This is a genomic window from Bacteroidota bacterium (assembly GCA_005882315.1).
GTDB lineage: Bacteria > Bacteroidota > Bacteroidia > Chitinophagales > Chitinophagaceae > VBAR01.
On record VBAR01000001.1, the window covers coordinates 2,564,554 to 2,584,021 of the forward strand.

Sequence of the window (19,468 nt, forward strand, 5' to 3'; positions counted from 1 at the left end):
GTTTTCCTGCCTGGCGGGATGCCTGTATTTAATTTACTTACCCAACCATTTCATCAATATTATTTAAAATGAAAGCAATTATATTATCTACTGCTATGTGTGTATTAAGCGCAGTAGCATTTTCTCAAAAAAATTTAAAAGGAAAAGTGATGGATGCCGCTACCGGCAAACCGTTGGCTGGTGCTTCAGTCTCATTCTCATCCAAAGATGGAACTGTTACCGGCAATGACGGTACGTTTTCCGTTAATTGTAATACTACATCACGTATTACGATATCATTTGTTGGTTATGCTGCACATACTCAAATGATCAAAGATTGTGATGCTGAGCTACAGGTTTCCTTAACACCAGTTGGAAAACCACTGGAAGAAGTAGAACTATCTGCTACTTCCAATTCCAACAAATCAGTTTTATACCAGCCGCTATCAATAACCAAACTAACTCCAAAAGAATTAAAAAGAGGCCAGGGAATATTTTTTGATGATGTAATTCAAACCAGTGTTCCGGGTGTGATCATGAATCGCAGAACTGTTTCGGGCGGACAACAATTCAACATCAGGGGCTATGGCAATGGCTCAAGAGGTACAAGAGGCATCAGCAGCAATTTTGATGGACAGGGTTATAAAGTATATCTCAATGGAATTCCTGTAACAGATGCGGAAGGAATTACAACTCTTGATGATATTGACTATGCATCTATTGGAAATGCAGAGATCGTAAAAGGACCTGCTGGTACTTTATATGGCCAGGCAATTTCAGGAGCGATCAATTTTAAAATTAATTCACCTGAAAGAGGAAAAAGTTCATTGGAACAGCAAGTAACAATAGGCAATTATGGGCTTCAACGCTATACCACACTTTTAAGAACAGCTACTGAAAAAAGCGGAATTTTATTAGCCTATGGAAAACAAAATTCAGATGGATTTTCAATTCACAATAGCTCACATAAAGACTTTGTAAATTTTGTTGGCGATTTTCAAGCAAGCGAAAAACAAACCATTACAACCTTTGTTGGATATACTGATAGTTATGATGAACGTCTCGGTGAGTTGACACTTACACAATGGGCCGCTAAAGACTATTCAGGAAATATTGAATACATTAAAAGAAATGCACATAGCCATGTAAGTACTTTCCGTGCAGGATTGGCGCATACTTACAATTTCAGTAAAGCAGTTTCTAATACTACTTCCATATTTGGTATGGGATTCAGAAGTGATGCAAGTTCTGCAGGTGGCTGGACGGACAAAACCTCAGTTAACTATGGCTTCCGCACTTCATTCGATACCAAATTTTCTCTGGGAAGTGGTTCTACATTAAGTGGTATAACTGGTCTTGAAGTACAACGCCAGGATGCACAAATAACCGGGTATAATATGAAAGCTGATCCTTCCGATCCAAATCCCGGTGGCCCCTGGGTGTATGGCACGAGTCCTTATTGGATCGTAAATGCAGTTACATCTAATAATGCTTTTGTAACTACACCTACTGCATATTTTACAGAGTGGACATTAGGTTTGGCGCATGATCTTTCTGTTACTGCCGGTATTGGTTTAAGCAGTCAAGGAATTATATTGGATGACAGGTTTAGTTCGCCTAACGCAACAGTAGCAAGACCATCACATTTTGATACAAGCTATACGAATATGTGGTCCCCGCATGTAGCGATCAATAAAGTGATCAACAAGAATGCTTCTGTATATGTTTCTTACAGCAGTGGATATAAAGCACCGGTAAGTTCTTATTTCTTTATTGCAACTCCACAGATCGGTACACCTCCTAATGCTGGTTCAGCACCTGCAAAAGCTATGGTTAATGGTGAGCTAAAACCTGAGAAAGGTAACCAGTTCGAGATCGGCGCAAAAGGAAGTATTCTCAAAGATAAATTGATTTACCAGGTAGCATTGTTCTCATTGGATTTTACTGATAAAATGACTGCTGTTGCAGTACCAGTTCCAACTACTACACCTCCGGCTACAGCTACAGCTTATAGTTATATGATAAACGGTGGAGAACAGAATCATAAAGGATTGGAAGCATTGGTTAAATACTCTATCGTGAAGGATCGTACTGGTGTATTCACCAATGTTACTCCTTTTGTGAATTTCACTTATTCCGACTTTAAGTATGCTGATAATTTTGTTTACAAAACCGGTACAACTACTGCTGCTGGTGGAATTGATACAGTTAACTATAGCGGCCTCGATGTATTTGGGGTACCTAAAATAATGGCTGCATGTGGTGTTGATGTTTCGACCAAATATGGAATTTATGCAAGCGTCTCATATTTGTATAAAGATCCTCAGAATATTGCGCTTGAAAGATTGACAAATAATCCGGAGACATATGCATTGCGCAAAGCAACCAGCTATAGTTTACTGAACACTAAAGTTGGCATTAAAAGAAACCTGTCTTCTAAGTTTGACCTGGATGTATTCTTTGGTGTGAATAATATCACAAATCAGCAATATCCTATTATGATCTTTGTAAATCAGTTGCCTGATGCGTATATACCTGCTCCTCCAAAAGCAGTTGTATTCGGCGGACTGAATTTAAAATATACCCTATAGCCTTTGCCTATGGAACTTAAGGGTAGCCGAAAGGCTACCCTTCTTTAAATTAATTATATGAAAAAAAATTTTTATTACCTGCTGGTATTGTTTATAGTTTCCGCCTGCGGAAGATTCAGTAATAGGGAAACAGACGGTAAAAAAGATATGAGGATCGTATGCCTGTCAAAACATTTGACAGAAATGGTATATGCATTGGGTAAAGGTCATGATCTTGTAGCTGTAGATCTGAGCAGTACGTATCCTGATAGTGCCAGGTTGCTTAAGACAGTTGGCTATCACCGTGCATTAAGTCCTGAAAGTATTATTGCAATGGATCCTGACCTGGTTATTCATAGCAATGATATCGGGCCGGAGAATGTATTGCCACAGATCACCAATGCGGGGTTGAACATAAAAGTATTTGGTGGGGCTAATACAATTGATAGTGCAAAGATTTTATTGAAAGAGTTAGGAAGTTTCTTTGGGGAAGAAAAGAAAGCTGATTCAATTAGTAGAAAAATAGATGCTGATATTGCAGCCGCAGCTGATTCATTAAAAGCAATGAATTTAAAAGATACTTTGAGTGTAATGATCATTCATTTCGGCAGGGCCAACAATATTTATTTTGTAATGAGTGGCCGCAGAGGGGTGGGAGATAAAATGATCGCATTGGCCGGAGGTAAAACAGCGATCTATGATGCAAAAGGTGCAAGACAGATCAGCGCAGAAGCTGTAGCGGCTGCTAATCCTGATATTATTATTGCAACTGATTTTGGTTTTGACCAGATGGGAAATATGGACAAGTTTATTGAAGGTGTTCCCGGTGTAGCATTAACAAATGCAGGAAAGAATAAACGCATTGTTCGTTTTGAAGAACATGACCTTGTGTATTTCGGCCCACGTACTGGTGAAAATATTATTAAACTAATGAAACTTTTATATCCAGCCGGTGTTCAGACAAAGTAAATTTTTCTTTCCTGTGCTGATCGCTTTATTAGTGATCGTGACAATCTGCGCTATTGCATTTGGTGCAGTAAGTATTCGTCCTATAGAAATGTTTTCAGCTATTAAACATTTTTTTACCGGGGAAAAACCAGCAAATATTTATGAAGCTGTTTTTATTCAGCTGCGCTTACCTCGTGTATTGCTTTGCGGTATCACCGGGGCAATACTTGCTGTAAGTGGAGTATTAATGCAGGGATTATTCCGCAACCCGATCGTAGAGCCGGGATTGATAGGAACAAGCAGCGGTGCAGCATTTGGAGCTTCTTTTGTTTTTGTAATGGCTGCTAAATGGCCACCAACAATCAAAAGTCAGTTTGGTCCTTTTCTTACTCCGCTATTTGCGTTTGCAGGTGCATTGCTGGCAACATATCTCGTGTATGTGTTGGCAAAAAATGCAAAACGTATTTCTATTATTTCTTTATTGCTGATCGGTATTGCTATCAATGCCGTCGGTATGAGTGGCACCGGATTTATGAGTTATATCGCAAGAGATCCGCAGGCGAGGAGTATTACTTTCTGGAACCTCGGCACTTTTTCCGGTGCAAGTTGGATGCAGGTTGGTATCGTTGGCACTGTTGCTGCTATCATGTTTATCATTTCTTTTCGTTATTCAAAGCAATTGAATGCATTGCTTCTCGGCGAAGAAGAAGCCAGTTATCTCGGTGTTGATACCGACAAACTGAAAAGAAGGGTAATGATATTAAACACGGCAATGGTATCTGTCGCTACTGCATTTGTGGGTGTTATCAGTTTTATGGGATTGATCGTTCCGCATATTTTGCGTTTGCTGATAGGAAGTGATAATAAACGATTGCTCCCTGCATCGATGATAGTTGGGGCTACGTTGCTTTTACTTGCTGATATGTGTGCAAGATTATTATTGGCTCCGGCAGAAATCCCAATTGGTATTATTACTTCATTGGTTGGAGCACCTGTATTTATTATTTTATTAAAACGCTTCAATTTGCTGCAACATAAAGGAGGGTATGATGCTTAAGACCGAAGGCATTTCATATAATATTGGCCGTAAGCAAATTTTAAAAAATGTAAGCGCCGCATTTCATCCCGGTGGGTTTAATATGATACTGGGCCCGAATGGTTCGGGCAAATCCTCTTTCCTAAAGATATTCAGTGGAGAGGTCAACAAATACCAGGGAAATGTTTTTTATAATGAGAAAACTATTTTAAGCCTGGATAAACAAGAGCTTGCAAGGAAAAGGGCTGTACTTAGCCAGCAACCTGATCTGAGTTTTCCATTGCTGGTGGAAGAAGTGGTGATGATGGGACGCTATCCTCATTTTACATTCAGCCCGAATAAAAAAGACATTTCCATTTGCAATGAAGTGATCGAACGAATGAACCTTTCATCATTTAAGGAAAGAAATTACTTAACGCTGAGTGGTGGCGAAAAACAAAGAGTGCAGTTTGCCCGTGTGTTATCACAGATATGGGAACAACCTGAAACTGGGTACCGTTATCTTTTTCTTGATGAACCATTGAACAGTCTTGATATCAGTTACCAGCACGAATTTTTGCAACAAGCCATGCAGTTGGCTAAACACAATACTGTTTTAATAGCTGTAATGCATGATATTAATCTTGCCGCTCAATATGCAGATAAATTATTTTTCCTGAAAGAAGGTGAACTGGTAAGCAATGGAAGCCCCCGGGAAATTTTAACTGCCGGTTTGATAAAGCAGGTGTTTAATGTAGAGACCACAATAATTGATAACCCTGTTACAGGGAAACCGTTAGTGATCTATAATTAAAGTTTACAGATCATCATACTTATATTTTCTTACCGCAAGTGTAATGAAAAGTAGTATATACCCACAGACAACGGCAAGCAATACTCCAGCTGAAGGGATGTTTTTGTAGAGTTCCCTGAAGCTGCTAAAAGGTATCAGGGAATCGGATGATTGTATCGGTAAAAAATAGGGAAGTGAAGGATGTATCTTGATCACCAGCCACCATAAAAGCCATTCCAATAGTAAACCATAAATAAAAAATACAATGATGGCAATTCCGCTTTTTCTAAACAAGGTTGCCAGGAAAAGAGCAAACATGAGATAAAGAAATGACTGTAAAAATGAATATAAGGAAACGACAAATGCCTCTGTGGTGATTTGTGCATCCGTAATTTGAGCCATAATGACCATAGCCAAAAAATTCATGATCATCACAGCTACAGATATACAAGCAATCAAAGAAATTTTAGTAAAGATGAAAGTTTCTCTTTTCCATCCATCAATAATGTTTTGCCTGTGTGTTTTGAAGTTGACTTCATTAATAAATAAATTAATGATGATCATGCCCGGCAAGTACAGCAGAAAGCTGGTCCAGAAACAAACAGTATAGGGAAGATTAGTGCTCGAAAAAAGTCCCAAGATATCACGGGCTTCTGTGTTTGCACCCGTCATTGCTCTTTGCAACTCTGCAATAAAGCTGAGATAGACCTTGTAAAAAATATAAATGATAAGGAGAATTCCCAACAAATACAGGATAGAGAATACCTGGAATACACGGTAGTTCTTTATTTTCATCCATTCTATCTGCAGATATTTAAACATAATGTTAGTTTTTAGATTAATGTTCACTTTTTGTTCCCGTAATTTCTAAAAATCTTCTCTCCAGTGTTTTTCGTTTAAGATTCAAATGGCCTAACACAATTCCTTTTTCAAAACAATACCGGTTGATGGCAGTTGTTGTCAACGTTTCATCGCATTGAAGCGATAATACACCGTCTATGTGTTGTATGTTGATAATTCCGGGCATTTCTTTCAGAATAGCTTCCAACCCCGGAACATTATCAGCCAGCAGTTCAATTTCCAATATGTTACCAGCACCACTTGCGGTTGCCGATAAAACATCACTCACGGTTCCGACGGTTTTCAAAATTCCTTTTTGCAGGATGGCAACATGCGTACAAACCTTTTCTACTTCATCAAGAATATGACTCGCCATGATGACTGTTTTGCCCTGGCGGTTCAGTTCTTTCATCAGTTCCCGTATTTCAGCAATACCTGCCGGATCCAATCCATTTGTCGGTTCATCAAAAACGAGAATATCAGGATTGCCCAACAGTGTGGATGCAATTGCCAACCGTTGTTTCATCCCGAGTGAGTAAGTGCTGAATTTGGAATCCTTGCGTTGAAACAGGTTGACCTGTTCAAGAACTTTTGGAATATCCTCTTTTCCTCTTTCTTTAATAGCAGCAGCTATCTGCAGGTTTTTTTGGCCACTCAGGTAATGATAAAAGTTTGGTGTTTCCAGCAAGGTGCCAATGTGTTTTCGTTGTTCATTGCTTCCTGGCTGCCCGTTCCATAAATAATTTCCTTTTGTCGGTTTCAGAATATCCATCACTATTCCGAGCAGAGTTGTTTTGCCACTACCGTTGGGCCCAAGTATGCCAAATACACTTCCTTTGGGTACTTCAAAAGAAACTTCATTCAATGCACGTACCGGCCCGTAAAATTTGGTCATGTTCTGAACGGATAAAACTGTACTCATAAGTAGAATTTGCTGATGAAGATATGTTTTTTGTTTTCACAGAAAAGGAAATTTTACAACAATGGCCTTGGTCATTTGTTATTAATCTAATTTTAGCACAATGGAAACAGTTTTAATTACAGGTGGTACAGGTATGATCGGCCATTCACTCAGAAGCGTATTATTGGAAAAAGGTTACAGGGTAATTGTTCTTACCCGGGATAAATCAAAACAAGAATCTAATATTAACGGTCTGGATTATGCTGAATGGGATGTTGAGAAAATGAAAATAGATAAGGAAGCTATCGCAGCAGCAGATTATATTATTCATTTAGCCGGTGCAGGTGTAGCTGATAAACGATGGACGGCAAAAAGGAAGCAGGAAATAATCAGCAGTCGTGTGAAGAGTGGCGAGTTGCTTGTAAAAGCACTCAATGAGACTTCGAATAAGGTAAAAGCTGTTATCAGTATTTCTGGAATTGGTTATTATGGGCCAGATACGGGAGGAAAAGCTTTTGTTGAGTCGGATAGTTCTTTTTCAGATTTCCTTGGTGATACCTGTGTGAAATGGGAAGCTGCAATACAACCGGTAGAAACTATTGGGAAAAGATTAGTCATATTCCGGACAGGGGTAGTATTGAGTAATAAAGGAGGTGCTATCAAAGAATTTAAAAAGCCACTCAGGTTTGGATTTGCAACTATTCTGGGTTCGGGTAAGCAAATTGTAAGCTGGATACATATAGACGATGCGGTGAAAATGTTTTTATATGCTATCGAAAATAATTTGCTGAGTGGGATTTATAATGCTGTATCGCCAGGCCCTGTATCGAATAAAGAACTCATATTGCAATTAGCAAAAACCAATAACCGGTTTTATATACCATTTATTGTTCCAGCGTTTATTTTAAAAATTGTAGTCGGTGAATTAAGTATTGAAGTATTAAAATCTGCAACAGTCAATTCAAAAAAAGTTGAGGGAAGCGGATTTGTATTTCAGTATCCAACGATTGAATCAGCTATCCGAAAACTGGCGGCCTCATAAAATCTTCAGCGCTTACCGAGGCATGATCAGGATGCCATATATTGGTAAACTCACCAATGATCGCCTTACCGTGATGAAATTGGAGTTTGTGAATTTTCAGGTTATCAATATCCTGCTGGGTTACTTTTCTATGCATCGGGTGCATAGTGCCGCCAGGGATGCCCGCCGGTTTTGAAGGATCGTATTGAAACATTGCATCCACCAATGTTCCTCTTGGATACATTATGCTGGGTATACCTTTTCCTCTTATATCCAATGACTGTGGATGATCAAGACCCAGTGTATGGCCATATTCATGAGCAGCAGTAGTAGAGCCTTTGTATAAATTCTCCAATTTGAAATAACCGCTATTGCAATTGATGCTATCTACAAAAGAAATATTGCCATGCACAAATTCTTCGATGCGGAAATAATTGTTTCGGGGATCAGTATTTTGGTAAATTTCAATAGGATCAATGAATGGATTAACAAAAGCATTGGTCTTAAAAACAACATTTAATTTTAAACGATCAAACATTAAACTGCCTTCAGCTTCATTCCACATCGTTTCAATCTCATCTCTTATCGATTCAGTGATCTCAGGATTAGAGGCATTGCCATAAGTTATGATATTGGAATAAATGATAAGTTGATGATGATTTATATCTATTTCTGCTGTTCCCATGAAACTCTAATTGTTATTAATCTGCAATTTAAGAAGCAATTTCATTTTATTTCTTCACCTTATTTACGGGGCATGGCTTTTGCTTTTTATAATAAACCAAAAATCAGTGTCGGATCATGAAAATTGTTTACTTATCTACATTTCCACCAAGAGAATGCGGCATAGCAACTTTTAATCTAAGCCTGATCAGTGGAATTCAAGCCAATTTAAAAAAGGAAGGTCAGTTTGAACAGGAGTTTATTGTTGCATTGAATGACTCCGAAGACCTAGATGAGTACGAATATCCCCAGAATGTGAAATTTATCATTCGGCAGGAAAATGAAAAGGATTATCTAAAAGCGGCAGAACTTATTAATAACAGCAGCATCGATGTATGTATTCTTCAACATGAATTCGGAATATTTGGCGGACAAAGCGGAATTTATATTCTACCATTATTACATCGTGTTGAAAAACCGGTTGTGACCGTTTTACATACTATTTTAAAGGAGCCAACTTTTATTCAAAAAATAATAATCCAGGAAATCGGAAAGCAATCGGCAAAACTGGTTGTGTTTAATAAAAGAGCAATAAGTTTTCTTACCTCTATTTATAATGTTCCGATTGAAAAAATACAACTAATTGAGCATGGCGTTCCTGATATTGACCCGCCAATATTTAATCCAGTCAGAAATTTCCCATCATTTAAAAATAAAAAGTTATTAATGACGTTTGGCCTTATCAACAGGGGCAAAGGATTAGAGACTGTTATAAGAGCATTACCTAAGATAATTGATAAACATCCGGAAACGATCTATGCAATTCTGGGAAACACACATCCTGTAGTAGCAAGAAAATATGGAGAGGAGTATCGTGATAGTCTTAAGTTATTGGCAACGGAATTAAAAGTTGATAAACATCTTGTTTTTATTAACCGTTTTTTGCCGGAAAAAGAACTGGTCAATTATCTTTCAGCTGCTGATATTTATATTACTCCATATATTAATGAAGCACAGATAAGCAGCGGTACATTATCGTATGCTATTGGTGCTGGTGCGGCATGTTTATCTACTCCTTACTGGCATGCAGTTGAATTACTAAATGGAAGCAGGGGGCAATTTTTTGATTTCAGAGATGCAAATGGGCTAGCATCTCTTGTTAATGATCTTTTTGATAATCCACAAAAGCTTGCTGAGCTTAGAGAAAATGCATATGAATATGGACTGGATCTCCGGTGGCCAAATATTACCAGTAAATATTTGGCATTACTAAATGACGTTATAGATACACATGTTACAGAAAAAAAAGAAATCAAACAGATCATCGATCCTGACCTGATGCCTAAATTCAGTTTGTCACATGTGTTGCGATTAACAGATGATACAGGAATTGTGCAGCATGCTAAATATGGTATTCCAAATCTTAAGGAAGGTTATTGTCTTGATGACAATGCACGGGCACTTATCATGACAATTATGCTATGTCAGCAGAAAAAAAACCAGGAGGCGTTGAAACTTTTGCCCGTATATCTCAGTTATATCCAATATATGCAACGGGCAGATGGAAATTTTGGAAACTTTCTCAGTTTTGACAGGAAATACATAGATGAAATTGCTTCTGATGATGCTTTTGGGCGTACTATTTGGGCACTTGGTTTTTTAATTTCTAATCCACCCACCAATTCTTATCGTGAATTTGCAGATGAATTATTTTACAATTCAGTAAAGCATTTCAAAACAATAAAAAGCATGAGAGGATGTGCCAATACGCTGATCGGTGTTTCCTATTTTTTACGGGCTCGTCCCGGGCATGAAGAAATGTTCAGAGAACTGGTTGAACTGACGAATGTGTTAATGAATGCATATAAAAAACATCGTGATAATAAATGGCGTTGGTTCGAGGATACAATGACTTATGATAATGCAATACTACCTCTTGCTTTGTTTCATTCAGCTGAAATTACAGGAGATGAGGAAGTAAAAAAAGTTGCTATTGAATCTTTGAAGTTCCTGGATAAAATTAGTTTCAGAAACGATTACTATACACCCATCGGGAATAACAATTGGTACAATCGTGATAATGATAAACATGTACCTTTATATGATCAGCAGGCGATCGAGACTATGGGGATGGTATTAGTATACCTGCAGGCTTACGAATCAACACAGGAACCAGCATATATTCAAAAAATGTTCAGTAGCTATTTATGGTTTTTGGGAGAAAACTCTTTGCGAGTGCCATTATACGATCATGAGACCAAAGGTTGCTGTGATGGATTGCAATCAACCGGTATCAATCGCAACCAGGGAGCCGAAAGTACGCTGGCATACATTATTTCTTATCTCACAGTTCTGAAAGCATTTGAAAAAGAATACCAGGTTCAGTATCAATCGGCATCTGCAATAGAAATTTTAGTGCAAACATGAGAATAGCTGTTTTATCTCCAATAGCCTGGCGAACACCACCAAGGCATTATGGACCGTGGGAATTAGTGGCATCTAATCTTACTGAAGGCCTGGTAAAAAAGGGGATCGAGGCAACATTGTTCGCTACTTCTGATTCAATAACAAAAGCAAAACTGGATGCGGTGATCGAAAAAGGATATGAAGAAGATCCAGGTCAATCTGCTAAAGTCGCAGAGTGTTTGCACATCAGCAACCTGATGGAAAAAGCTTCGGAGTTTGACCTAATACATAATCATTTTGATTTTCTTCCGCTTACTTATTCAAAACTTATCACTACTCCGATGATCACTACAATACATGGGTTTTCTTCTCAAAATATAATTCCTGTATATAAAAAATATAACTCAAATAACTCTTATGTTTCTATCAGTCATTCAGATCGTTCACCTGAATTAAACTATATCGCCAATATTTATCATGGTATTGATACAACTCAATTCAGTTTTAATGATCAACCTGATGACTACTTGCTTTATTTTGGCCGCATTCACCCGGATAAAGGAACAGCTGAAGCGATTGAGATAGCAAAGCGATCAAAGCGTCGTTTATTCATTGCCGGCATTATACAGGATGAAACATATTTTAAGGAAAAAGTGGAGCCTTGTTTTAATGATAACGTTTTTTATTTAGGATCAGCTATGTCTGGGGAAAGAAATGTGTTATTAAGAAATGCATTTGCCTTATTACATCCAATAAATTTTGATGAACCTTTTGGCTTAAGTGTTGCTGAAGCTATGTTATGCGGCACCCCTGTTATCGCTTTTAATAGAGGTTCGATGCCGGAATTGATCGAAGATAAAAAAACAGGGTTTCTCGTAAATGATATTGACGAAGCTGTTGATGCTGTTTCAATGATACACATTATTGACAGGGATGCTTGTCATCGTCATGCAAAAGAAAAATTTTCTTTAGAAAGAATGGTTAAAGATTACATCGATGTTTATGAGCAGGTCATTTACAAACGCTGACTACGTAATTTATCCAGCAATGCGTTAAGATCTACTGACATGAATGAAGAAGAATGATCAGCTAACCCATAGGGTATGATCAATTTTCCATTGTTGATTATTGAACCGCATGAATAAACAACATTCGGAACATAACCTTCACGTTCATCTTCATTGGGCATTAAGATCGGCTCATCCAATCTTCCAATTTCTTTAGAAGGATCATCACGATCCAGCAAGCTAACTCCCAGGCAATAGCGGCGCATGGAGCCAACCCCATGTGTGATAACTATCCAGCCATGCTCCGTTTCAATGGGTGATCCGCAGTTACCTATTTGAATAAATTCCCAGGGATATTTTGGCTCTTGTAATAATTGAGGGTTTTCCCAAATGAGCACATTGTTTGAATACATGATATAATTATTCATGCCATCTATGCGTGACATCATCGCATATTTTCCATTGATACGCCGGGGAAATAAAGCCAGGTTTTTATTCATTGCACCGGAGCCATAAAGGGGCCTTACTTTAAAATCATAAAAATCTGAGGTCTGCATCAATTTGGGCAAGATCTGAATCCCGTCATAGGCAGTATAAGTTGCGTAATAAATTATTTTTCCATTATCTTCTGTGAAGCGTACAAAACGGGCATCTTCAATTCCATTTCTTTCAAACTCAGATATGGGGAAGATCACACGGTCCGATATATCGGTATCCAATGAAAAAATTATTTCATGATAAACATCTGCCAGCCATAAAACTTTGTTCAATTCAATTTTTCTTAGATCGTCAGTTTCTTTATCTGTTAAACTCCGGATCACCCGCTGAAGAGTAAAATATTCAAACTGCTCGTCTAATTGTTTCTTTACTTGTTCTATTATTTCCGGTGCAATGTTTTGCTCTATTGCTTTAGTAAAAAATAATTCCTTTTTGTAATTAGCATTTCGTATCACTTCTGCTTCATCAATATAGTCTCCGGCAGGTATCACAGTAATATTATTATTATTATCAATGATGGCTCTTCGAAATGCTATCGAAGAAATATGACCTTCGCCTACTGCTCTGAAACTAATGATGACCCTTTTTTGTCCTTCTACCAATTCTGTTTGATCCGGGTCTTCAACACAGGAGGGGTTAAAGAAAGCTGATGACTCGATAGAGTATTCATGTGTTGCATAGGAACCGATCAGGAGTTTGCGGTATTGCGACAAGGAATCAAAATCAATCCCAAGATCTGAGAATATTTTTTTTAGCCTTTCACAATGCCTGATAAGTATACCTGTGATCCTTCTATGTCGTTTGGAAAATTCTTGTAAGAGTGGAAGTATGATGTTGGTTACTTCCTGCTCTGATAAGTTCATTACTTTTTTTATGAGTTCTGCTGAACGGTTTTCTCCATAAAAGGAGAACCGTGCAATAACTCTTGTTGGGTCCGGGTAAATTTTTACTGTTCTACGTTCAACGGGAATTCGCATATGGAATTTTTACTAAGTAAGGCCTGAAATGCAAAAACGATACCGAAACAAAGGGACTTTCAATAAATAATCGATTCATTCAAAGCTAAGCGAATATAGTTTTTCTTTTTCCTCCCTGCCTTTAAATTCCATTTCCCCAATTTCAGTTATTGAGAATGAATGGGGCGTATGGAAATCGTGCAGAAAATCTCCAGACAAGACAAATGGCTGGTTAAGATCATGACATTTACCCCTTATTCTTGCAGTAGTATTTAATGTATCGCCGCTGTAGACCAAATCTTTTTTTACAATACCAATAACGCCGGCTGTTACTTCTCCTGAATGAATACCTGTTTTAAAGGAGGGGACCACACCATAACGTTTCATGTATCTTTTCTCTTTTCTTTTTAAAATGAAAAAAGCCTGGCGAATGAATTTTAAGCAACGGATCTTATTCAGGGGTGTGTTTTTCCATGACAGTACTACTTCATCCCCTACATATTGATAGATCTCGCCGCTGTTAGCAAGAATAGGTATGGTGATATCAGCAAAAAATTCACGAAGCAATCGAAAATATTTTGTGTGACCCAATTTTTCAGCAATAGTGGTGGCATCATTAATATCGAGGAAAACGAATATCCTGTTTTCAATTTTAGGTTTATTGTATTTGCCCCGCATCATACTCCAGAAACCACCGGGTCCATATTTATCTGTTACTTCAATAATAAGTATAGTAAGCAAGGTCATGATGCCCAGATCGATCATGAAGATGAGAAACCCCCTGGTAAGGAAAACATCCCGATAAAAACCACCAATGAAATCTTCAAAAGTCCCTTTTTCATTAAAAACAAAATACATTGCTAACATTACAAAGGCTATTAGTACAAATAAGAAAAAGGTCATTGACATTTTTATTGTGACTGAAAGCCAAAGAGGATAATGCTTAAATGCATATTTTAAATAAAATAGCAAGAGAGCAGAAACCACAAATCCAATGATAGCAAAAGCAAGCGAAAATAGTAGGAGAGAGCGGTGTGTTACCAGGCTTTTTTCAATCAGGATGATGTTGTATAAAAATAAAAATGCAAATACTACCCAAATGATAACAATGTTTATAAGCACCCGCAAGCGGTAATAAATAATTCTACTTGAGATCATGGGCTAATGTACGTTGAAATTTATTTTATCTAAGACTTAGTTCTTCAGGTACATTTTTTGTTTGGGTGTAATGATCATTCTTTGGCCCTGTCGTGTTTCCATCGCTTCATTAGCCTGTACTGCTGTAATTTTTATTGTTACACTTACCGGTTCAGTCGCACTGTCATTGGAAAAACAAAAAAATAAATTTCCTTTTCGGGGGTCCATTCTTGCATAGTCATTTATCCCTTTTCCCTTTTTTATATAACGGAATTGAGTACCTGCAGAGAAAGGTGCTAGATTGTCGGCATCCATTATCCAATAATTTACTGAAGGACCTGTTTCCATCTTTAAAATCGTTGCCGGCCTGTTTAGCGCCACTGCAGTAAGTATGTTATATAAAGGAAACTTTTGTGTGATGGATGAAGAAGTTGAAAGAAACTCTTTATTAGCCTCTGAATATATTTCCTGCCCGGTCTTATCAGTACAGATATAATAACTCCAGGCCACAGTATTATCAGGTAAATTAAAATTGAAACTGGTCTTATTTCCGCCAGCAGTTCCAAGTGGATTTACTTTTATTATTCTATCCTGGAAATTGGTGATCACTGTATCTGACTTAGCAATAAAATCTTCATCCTCATTTATAAAAGTAGTATCGTTTACAGTATGAGTAAAAACAGTTGTATTAAAGTTTTGCATAGATGCATTTGCTGGTATTCTTTGGATCTTGTATTTACAAAGTCTTGGAGTAATAGCTGAGTTGGTAAACCTGAATTTATAAATACCTGTTTTAGGAATAGTAAGGGTTTTGTTGACGATCTTACTTATTTTTAGTTCAAGATACCTTGAGGTGCCAGGCAATTCTACGATCTCCACTTCTTTCAATTCTTTGCCGTTTGCTTCTTCGAAGTTGAAAATTACTTTATCGCCTTCGGCAAAACCGAGATAGAAGATCTCTTCGCCCATGATGGTGACTTTTAAGGTGGTCTCAATTACATCTACAGGAGTTTGGCTGCTAAGCGGAGCAGCAGATAAGATTACTAATAGCTGAATTGGTGCGATGAATTTCCAATTCATAATTGAAGGTATTAGGTTAATAGAGAATGTTGCTTGTTTGTCAACTCATCCAGTTCACACCGGCTTCCGGGTTCCATTTCACTGTGCTCTTTTTCAGTTTTGTCCAGAATTCAATTGAACTCTTCCCGGTGATATCACCGACTCCAAATTTACTTTCATTCCATCCGCCAAAACTAAATGGCTCTCTCGGTACCGGCACACCCACATTCACACCGATCATTCCTGCACTTGCATGGTCAATGATATATCTTGCCAGCCCGCCATTTTGTGTAAATACACTGGCTGCATTTCCATAAGGATTTGCATTTTCAATGGCCAATGCCTCATCCACTGTATTTGTCCGCATAATAGAAATTACCGGCCCGAAAATTTCTTCTTTAGCCACACTCATTTCAGGCTTTACAAAATCAATTACCGTAGGGCCTACATAAGTTCCATTTTCTTTTCCTTCTACTTTGGTGCCGCGGCCATCCACTAAAATTTTTGCACCATCTTTTTCTGCCTCACTTATAAAGCGTTCAATTCTTTCTTTCGATTCTTTGCTGATCACTGCACCGAGATTTTTTCCCGGAATAATTTTTCTTGCCTCATCACAAATTTTTTCAATGATATGATCAATATTGCCAACACCTACCATTGCACTTGCTGCCATGCAGCGCTGACCGGCACAACCACTCATACTTGCTGCTACATTCTGCGCAGTCATCTCGGGTTTTGCATCTGGTAATACCATTAAATGATTTTTTGCACCGCCCAATGCTAGTGCCCTTTTATAATTCATCGTTGCCCGCTGGTAAACGATCTTCGCAACTTTTGTAGAACCAACAAATGAAACAGCTTCAATACCCGGATGATCACAGATCGCATTTACTATTTCACTATCGCCATGAACAATATTAAAAACACCATCAGGTAAGCCAGCTTCTTTTAAAAGCATGGCCAGCCTTCCTACACTCAGCGGCACTTTTTCTGAAGGTTTTATTACCATACAATTTCCTAATGCTATTGCATTTGGCAAGGTCCAGTTTGGAACCATTGATGGGAAATTGAATGGAACGATGGAAGCAATAACCCCCAGCGGTACATGTTCGGTTCTGCATTCAACACCTTTACTTACTTCCAGTACTTCACCCGTCACTAATTGCGGAAGTGAACAGGCAAACTCAGTAAGCTCCACACATTTTTCCATTTCAGCAACGGCTTCACCAATTGTTTTACCATTCTCCTCACTTATCAATGCTGCCAGTTCCTGCAGGTTTTTTTCAAGTAGGTATTTGTATCTATAAAAAACCTGTACTCTTTCTTTGATCGGGGTATGGCTCCATTTAGGAAAAGCAGCTTTTGCAGCTTTAACGGCTTCATCCAGGTCTTTTGGAGTAGACATCGGCACTTTTGAAAGTAAATTGCCATCTAAAGGGGAGATAACGTCTAAATTTCGTGAGGAAGAAGCATCAACAAACTTTCCACTAATATAATTTTGGACGGGAGCGTATTTCATTTCAGTTAGTTTATTCTTTCTTTGCCGGTAGGGTAAACCGGCCTATATAAAAATAACTAAATAAAACAGGTATTGCAAACATCGGATATTGAATTATGACCCCGGAAAGAAAAGAAAAACTGGAGACAGTACTGAGTAAAAGACAGAGTGGTATCACTATTGTGCTGGAAAATGTATTTGATCCTCACAATATTTCGGCTGTTATGCGGACCTGTGATGCAGTGGGTGTGCAGGAGGTTTATGTATTAAATACAAAGATCCCAAGGCATAAGAAATGGGGGGCTAAAAGTTCATCCAGCGCTGCCAAATGGCTGACAGTACACCAGTATGAAAATGCGGAGGAATGTTTTTCGTCATTGAGAAAGAAGTATTCAAGGATTTTAACAACCCATCTCAGCAGTGATGCGGTAGGTTTGTATGAAATTGATTTTACCAAAAGTCTTGCCCTTGTTTTTGGAAATGAACATAGCGGCGTAAGTGATGAAATACGGGCATTGGCAGATGGAAACTTTGTTATCCCGCAAATGGGAATTATCCGTTCGCTGAATATAAGTGTGGCTTGTGCAATAACTTTATACGAGGCCCTTCGGCAAAAGACAAATGCGGGGCATTATAACAAACGGAGCCTGGGTGACGCGGAGTACAATGAGTTGCTGAACGAATGGGGATTTAAAGAAGAAGACAAATAACCAATAATTAATTTTAATGAAGAGAGTATTAAAAATAATAGGCTGCGTTTTAATTGCTACAAATTCCTTTTCTCAAAAAGTAAAGGTTGTAAAGATCGATGAGTTACAAAAGATAATTACTGAAACAAAAAATCCGCTGATCGTAAACTTCTGGGCTACCTGGTGTGTACCTTGTGTACAAGAATTGCCTTATTTTCTTGAAGAATATAATAACCACAAAAAAGACAGTCTTCAATTATTATTAGTGAGTCTCGATTTTAAAGATTCATATCAAAAAGCTATTCCCGATGCTGTAAAGAAAAGAAATATCAATGCGCCTGTTTTATGGCTAAATGAAACTAATGCAGATTATTTCTGCCCGAAAATTGACAGTGTGTGGAGCGGGGCGATACCATCCTCGTTATTTATAAATTCAAAGTCTGGTTATCGCAAATTTTACGAGGATCAGTTGTCACATGAACAACTGAAAAAAGAAATCATGGCTATACTTAAATAATATTTTCAAGCTGACTTTGACTCTTCGGAATCTCTTTCCTGTTTTGCCTTGGCAAGCAGGTAAACAAAATTAACTACGGCACCAAGACTTGTAAGGGCTAAAATAAAACCAAGGGCACTGCCGTATTTAAGGCTTTCTGCCACACAATATCCCACAGCTGCCACAACTATAAATACCAATGCTAGGTTGATTAATATTCGGATAATCATAAGCGGGGTTTTAGGGTTTCTAATGTGTATTTTAAAGTTAACTTTCTAATGGATGCCGCCCCGAATTTTTTCCATAAAATATTCTAAAAAAAATGTCCCGCCACAGGCAGGACATCAGAAACTTAAAAATTTATACTTACTAGTCTCCTAATCTTTTTATACCACAACCTACTGAACGTGAATTTTTCTGGCTTACATCTTTTCCCTCCAGCATTTCGTCCATAGCTACCATCAGGTGTTTGCGGTTTACACTACCAGCATCGGATGGGTTATCATCAATGGCTCCATGATATACCAACTTGCCGGCTTTATCAAAGAGGAAAACTTCCGGCGTACGGGTAGCTCCAAAAGCGTCAGCCAATACTGAATTTTTATCAACTGCATATTTCCATGCATAATTTTGAGCTTTAGCATATTCCTGCATTTCTTCGAACGAATCTGAGCCGTCACGGCTACCTTCATTAGAATTGAGAACAGCGACACCAATCCATTTTTTAGAAGCAAAGCTGCATACTTCAGCTGTACGGGCCTGGTTCTTTATTACGTAAGGACAAGTATTACAACTGAACATGACCAGCAACCCATTCTTACCTTTTGAATCATTCAGCGATATTTCTTTGCCATCGGTAGTTTTCATTTTTACATCAGCCTTGGGCATATCGGAACCTATCGGTAATGGATCGGGTACTGGTTTCAGTGCAAGCACGGCAACTATTGCCAGGGGCATTGCTGCAAATAATAATTTCTTCATGACTTTTGATC

18 protein-coding genes are annotated in these 19,468 nt (G+C 38.1%); 9 read left to right on the forward strand and 9 right to left on the reverse strand.

What is annotated here, in order from left to right; all coding sequences use genetic code 11:
* The first annotated feature begins 68 nt into the window (after positions 1–68).
* From E6H07_10645 to E6H07_10660, 4 genes are read left to right on the forward strand one after another with little or no spacing between them, the layout of a single operon-like run.
* Positions 69–2,570 (forward strand): TonB-dependent receptor, encoded by a 2,502-nt coding sequence (locus E6H07_10645; protein TMI66327.1) that lies wholly within the window; start codon positions 69–71, stop codon positions 2,568–2,570.
* A 57-nt stretch (positions 2,571–2,627) separates the two neighbouring features.
* Positions 2,628–3,518, forward strand: coding sequence for an ABC transporter substrate-binding protein (locus tag E6H07_10650; protein TMI66328.1), 891 nt, complete (start codon positions 2,628–2,630; stop codon positions 3,516–3,518).
* A complete protein-coding gene (locus tag E6H07_10655) occupies positions 3,493–4,554 on the forward strand; it encodes an iron ABC transporter permease (protein ID TMI66329.1) in 1,062 nt (353 codons plus the stop codon). Before E6H07_10650 ends, E6H07_10655 begins: the two co-directional genes overlap by 26 nt.
* Positions 4,544–5,326, forward strand: coding sequence for a heme ABC transporter ATP-binding protein (locus E6H07_10660; GenBank protein ID TMI66330.1), 783 nt, complete (start codon positions 4,544–4,546; stop codon positions 5,324–5,326). The genes E6H07_10655 and E6H07_10660 overlap by 11 nt, the downstream gene beginning before the upstream one ends.
* A gap of 3 nt (positions 5,327–5,329) precedes the next feature.
* On the opposite strand, the gene E6H07_10665 is transcribed toward E6H07_10660, so the two are convergent.
* On the reverse strand, positions 5,330–6,127 hold the full coding sequence (locus E6H07_10665) for a hypothetical protein (GenBank protein ID TMI66331.1): 798 nt from the start codon (positions 6,125–6,127) through the stop codon (positions 5,330–5,332).
* A 16-nt stretch (positions 6,128–6,143) separates the two neighbouring features.
* The gene (locus E6H07_10670) at positions 6,144–7,067 is read right to left on the reverse strand and encodes an ABC transporter ATP-binding protein (protein ID TMI66332.1); all 924 of its coding nucleotides are present in this window, start codon (positions 7,065–7,067) and stop codon (positions 6,144–6,146) included.
* A 100-nt stretch (positions 7,068–7,167) separates the two neighbouring features.
* On the opposite strand from E6H07_10670, the gene E6H07_10675 reads away from it, so the two are divergent.
* Positions 7,168–8,088 carry a TIGR01777 family protein gene (locus E6H07_10675; GenBank protein TMI66333.1) on the forward strand — a complete coding sequence of 307 codons (921 nt, stop codon included), beginning with the start codon at positions 7,168–7,170 and terminating at the stop codon, positions 8,086–8,088.
* Here E6H07_10675 and E6H07_10680 read toward each other — a convergent pair.
* Positions 8,063–8,752, reverse strand: a complete 690-nt coding sequence (locus tag E6H07_10680) for a peptidase M10 (GenBank protein ID TMI66334.1) — start codon at positions 8,750–8,752, stop codon at positions 8,063–8,065. The two genes, E6H07_10675 and E6H07_10680, sit on opposite strands and share 26 nt — an antisense overlap.
* A 116-nt stretch (positions 8,753–8,868) precedes the next feature.
* On the opposite strand from E6H07_10680, the gene E6H07_10685 reads away from it, so the two are divergent.
* Positions 8,869–11,157 (forward strand): glycosyltransferase, encoded by a 2,289-nt coding sequence (locus E6H07_10685; GenBank protein TMI66335.1) that lies wholly within the window; start codon positions 8,869–8,871, stop codon positions 11,155–11,157.
* Positions 11,154–12,164, forward strand: a complete 1,011-nt coding sequence (locus E6H07_10690) for a glycosyltransferase family 4 protein (GenBank protein TMI66336.1) — start codon at positions 11,154–11,156, stop codon at positions 12,162–12,164. Before E6H07_10685 ends, E6H07_10690 begins: the two co-directional genes overlap by 4 nt.
* Here the strand turns inward: E6H07_10690 and E6H07_10695 are convergent.
* The 4 genes from E6H07_10695 to E6H07_10710 form a co-directional block, all read right to left on the reverse strand.
* The gene (locus E6H07_10695; protein ID TMI66337.1) at positions 12,152–13,618 is read right to left on the reverse strand and encodes a glycosidase; all 1,467 of its coding nucleotides are present in this window, start codon (positions 13,616–13,618) and stop codon (positions 12,152–12,154) included. The two genes, E6H07_10690 and E6H07_10695, sit on opposite strands and share 13 nt — an antisense overlap.
* 75 nt (positions 13,619–13,693) lie before the next feature.
* The gene (locus E6H07_10700) at positions 13,694–14,755 is read right to left on the reverse strand and encodes a hypothetical protein (protein ID TMI66338.1); all 1,062 of its coding nucleotides are present in this window, start codon (positions 14,753–14,755) and stop codon (positions 13,694–13,696) included.
* Between the two features lie 36 nt (positions 14,756–14,791).
* Positions 14,792–15,814, reverse strand: a complete 1,023-nt coding sequence (locus E6H07_10705) for a hypothetical protein (protein TMI66339.1) — start codon at positions 15,812–15,814, stop codon at positions 14,792–14,794.
* A gap of 40 nt (positions 15,815–15,854) precedes the next feature.
* The gene (locus E6H07_10710; protein TMI66340.1) at positions 15,855–17,312 is read right to left on the reverse strand and encodes a CoA-acylating methylmalonate-semialdehyde dehydrogenase; all 1,458 of its coding nucleotides are present in this window, start codon (positions 17,310–17,312) and stop codon (positions 15,855–15,857) included.
* A gap of 95 nt (positions 17,313–17,407) precedes the next feature.
* Between E6H07_10710 and E6H07_10715 the strand changes: the two genes are divergently transcribed.
* Positions 17,408–18,001: an RNA methyltransferase gene (locus tag E6H07_10715; GenBank protein ID TMI66341.1), complete on the forward strand. Its 594-nt coding sequence runs from the start codon at positions 17,408–17,410 to the stop codon at positions 17,999–18,001.
* Between the two features lie 16 nt (positions 18,002–18,017).
* Positions 18,018–18,497 carry a redoxin domain-containing protein gene (locus tag E6H07_10720; GenBank protein ID TMI66342.1) on the forward strand — a complete coding sequence of 160 codons (480 nt, stop codon included), beginning with the start codon at positions 18,018–18,020 and terminating at the stop codon, positions 18,495–18,497.
* Between the two features lie 5 nt (positions 18,498–18,502).
* On the opposite strand, the gene E6H07_10725 is transcribed toward E6H07_10720, so the two are convergent.
* Positions 18,503–18,706 carry a hypothetical protein gene (locus E6H07_10725; protein TMI66343.1) on the reverse strand — a complete coding sequence of 68 codons (204 nt, stop codon included), beginning with the start codon at positions 18,704–18,706 and terminating at the stop codon, positions 18,503–18,505.
* Between the two features lie 139 nt (positions 18,707–18,845).
* The gene (locus E6H07_10730) at positions 18,846–19,457 is read right to left on the reverse strand and encodes a thioredoxin family protein (protein TMI66344.1); all 612 of its coding nucleotides are present in this window, start codon (positions 19,455–19,457) and stop codon (positions 18,846–18,848) included.
* Positions 19,458–19,468: the final 11 nt, after the last annotated feature.

What these genes read in the sequence shown, in the direction of transcription:
- E6H07_10675 (TMI66333.1), top strand. Translation starts at nt 7,168, where the DNA reads ATGGAAACAGTTTTAATTACAGGTGGTACAGGTATGATCGGCCATTCA.
- E6H07_10725 (TMI66343.1), bottom strand. Translation starts at nt 18,706, where the DNA reads ATGATTATCCGAATATTAATCAACCTAGCATTGGTATTTATAGTTGTG.
- E6H07_10705 (TMI66339.1), bottom strand. Translation starts at nt 15,814, where the DNA reads ATGAATTGGAAATTCATCGCACCAATTCAGCTATTAGTAATCTTATCT.
- E6H07_10670 (TMI66332.1), bottom strand. Translation starts at nt 7,067, where the DNA reads ATGAGTACAGTTTTATCCGTTCAGAACATGACCAAATTTTACGGGCCG.
- E6H07_10650 (TMI66328.1), top strand. Translation starts at nt 2,628, where the DNA reads ATGAAAAAAAATTTTTATTACCTGCTGGTATTGTTTATAGTTTCCGCC.
- E6H07_10660 (TMI66330.1), top strand. Translation starts at nt 4,544, where the DNA reads ATGATGCTTAAGACCGAAGGCATTTCATATAATATTGGCCGTAAGCAA.
- E6H07_10685 (TMI66335.1), top strand. Translation starts at nt 8,869, where the DNA reads ATGAAAATTGTTTACTTATCTACATTTCCACCAAGAGAATGCGGCATA.
- E6H07_10690 (TMI66336.1), top strand. Translation starts at nt 11,154, where the DNA reads ATGAGAATAGCTGTTTTATCTCCAATAGCCTGGCGAACACCACCAAGG.
- E6H07_10665 (TMI66331.1), bottom strand. Translation starts at nt 6,127, where the DNA reads ATGTTTAAATATCTGCAGATAGAATGGATGAAAATAAAGAACTACCGT.
- E6H07_10730 (TMI66344.1), bottom strand. Translation starts at nt 19,457, where the DNA reads ATGAAGAAATTATTATTTGCAGCAATGCCCCTGGCAATAGTTGCCGTG.
- E6H07_10710 (TMI66340.1), bottom strand. Translation starts at nt 17,312, where the DNA reads ATGAAATACGCTCCCGTCCAAAATTATATTAGTGGAAAGTTTGTTGAT.
- E6H07_10715 (TMI66341.1), top strand. Translation starts at nt 17,408, where the DNA reads ATGACCCCGGAAAGAAAAGAAAAACTGGAGACAGTACTGAGTAAAAGA.
- E6H07_10680 (TMI66334.1), bottom strand. Translation starts at nt 8,752, where the DNA reads ATGGGAACAGCAGAAATAGATATAAATCATCATCAACTTATCATTTAT.
- E6H07_10700 (TMI66338.1), bottom strand. Translation starts at nt 14,755, where the DNA reads ATGATCTCAAGTAGAATTATTTATTACCGCTTGCGGGTGCTTATAAAC.
- E6H07_10695 (TMI66337.1), bottom strand. Translation starts at nt 13,618, where the DNA reads ATGCGAATTCCCGTTGAACGTAGAACAGTAAAAATTTACCCGGACCCA.
- E6H07_10720 (TMI66342.1), top strand. Translation starts at nt 18,018, where the DNA reads ATGAAGAGAGTATTAAAAATAATAGGCTGCGTTTTAATTGCTACAAAT.
- E6H07_10645 (TMI66327.1), top strand. Translation starts at nt 69, where the DNA reads ATGAAAGCAATTATATTATCTACTGCTATGTGTGTATTAAGCGCAGTA.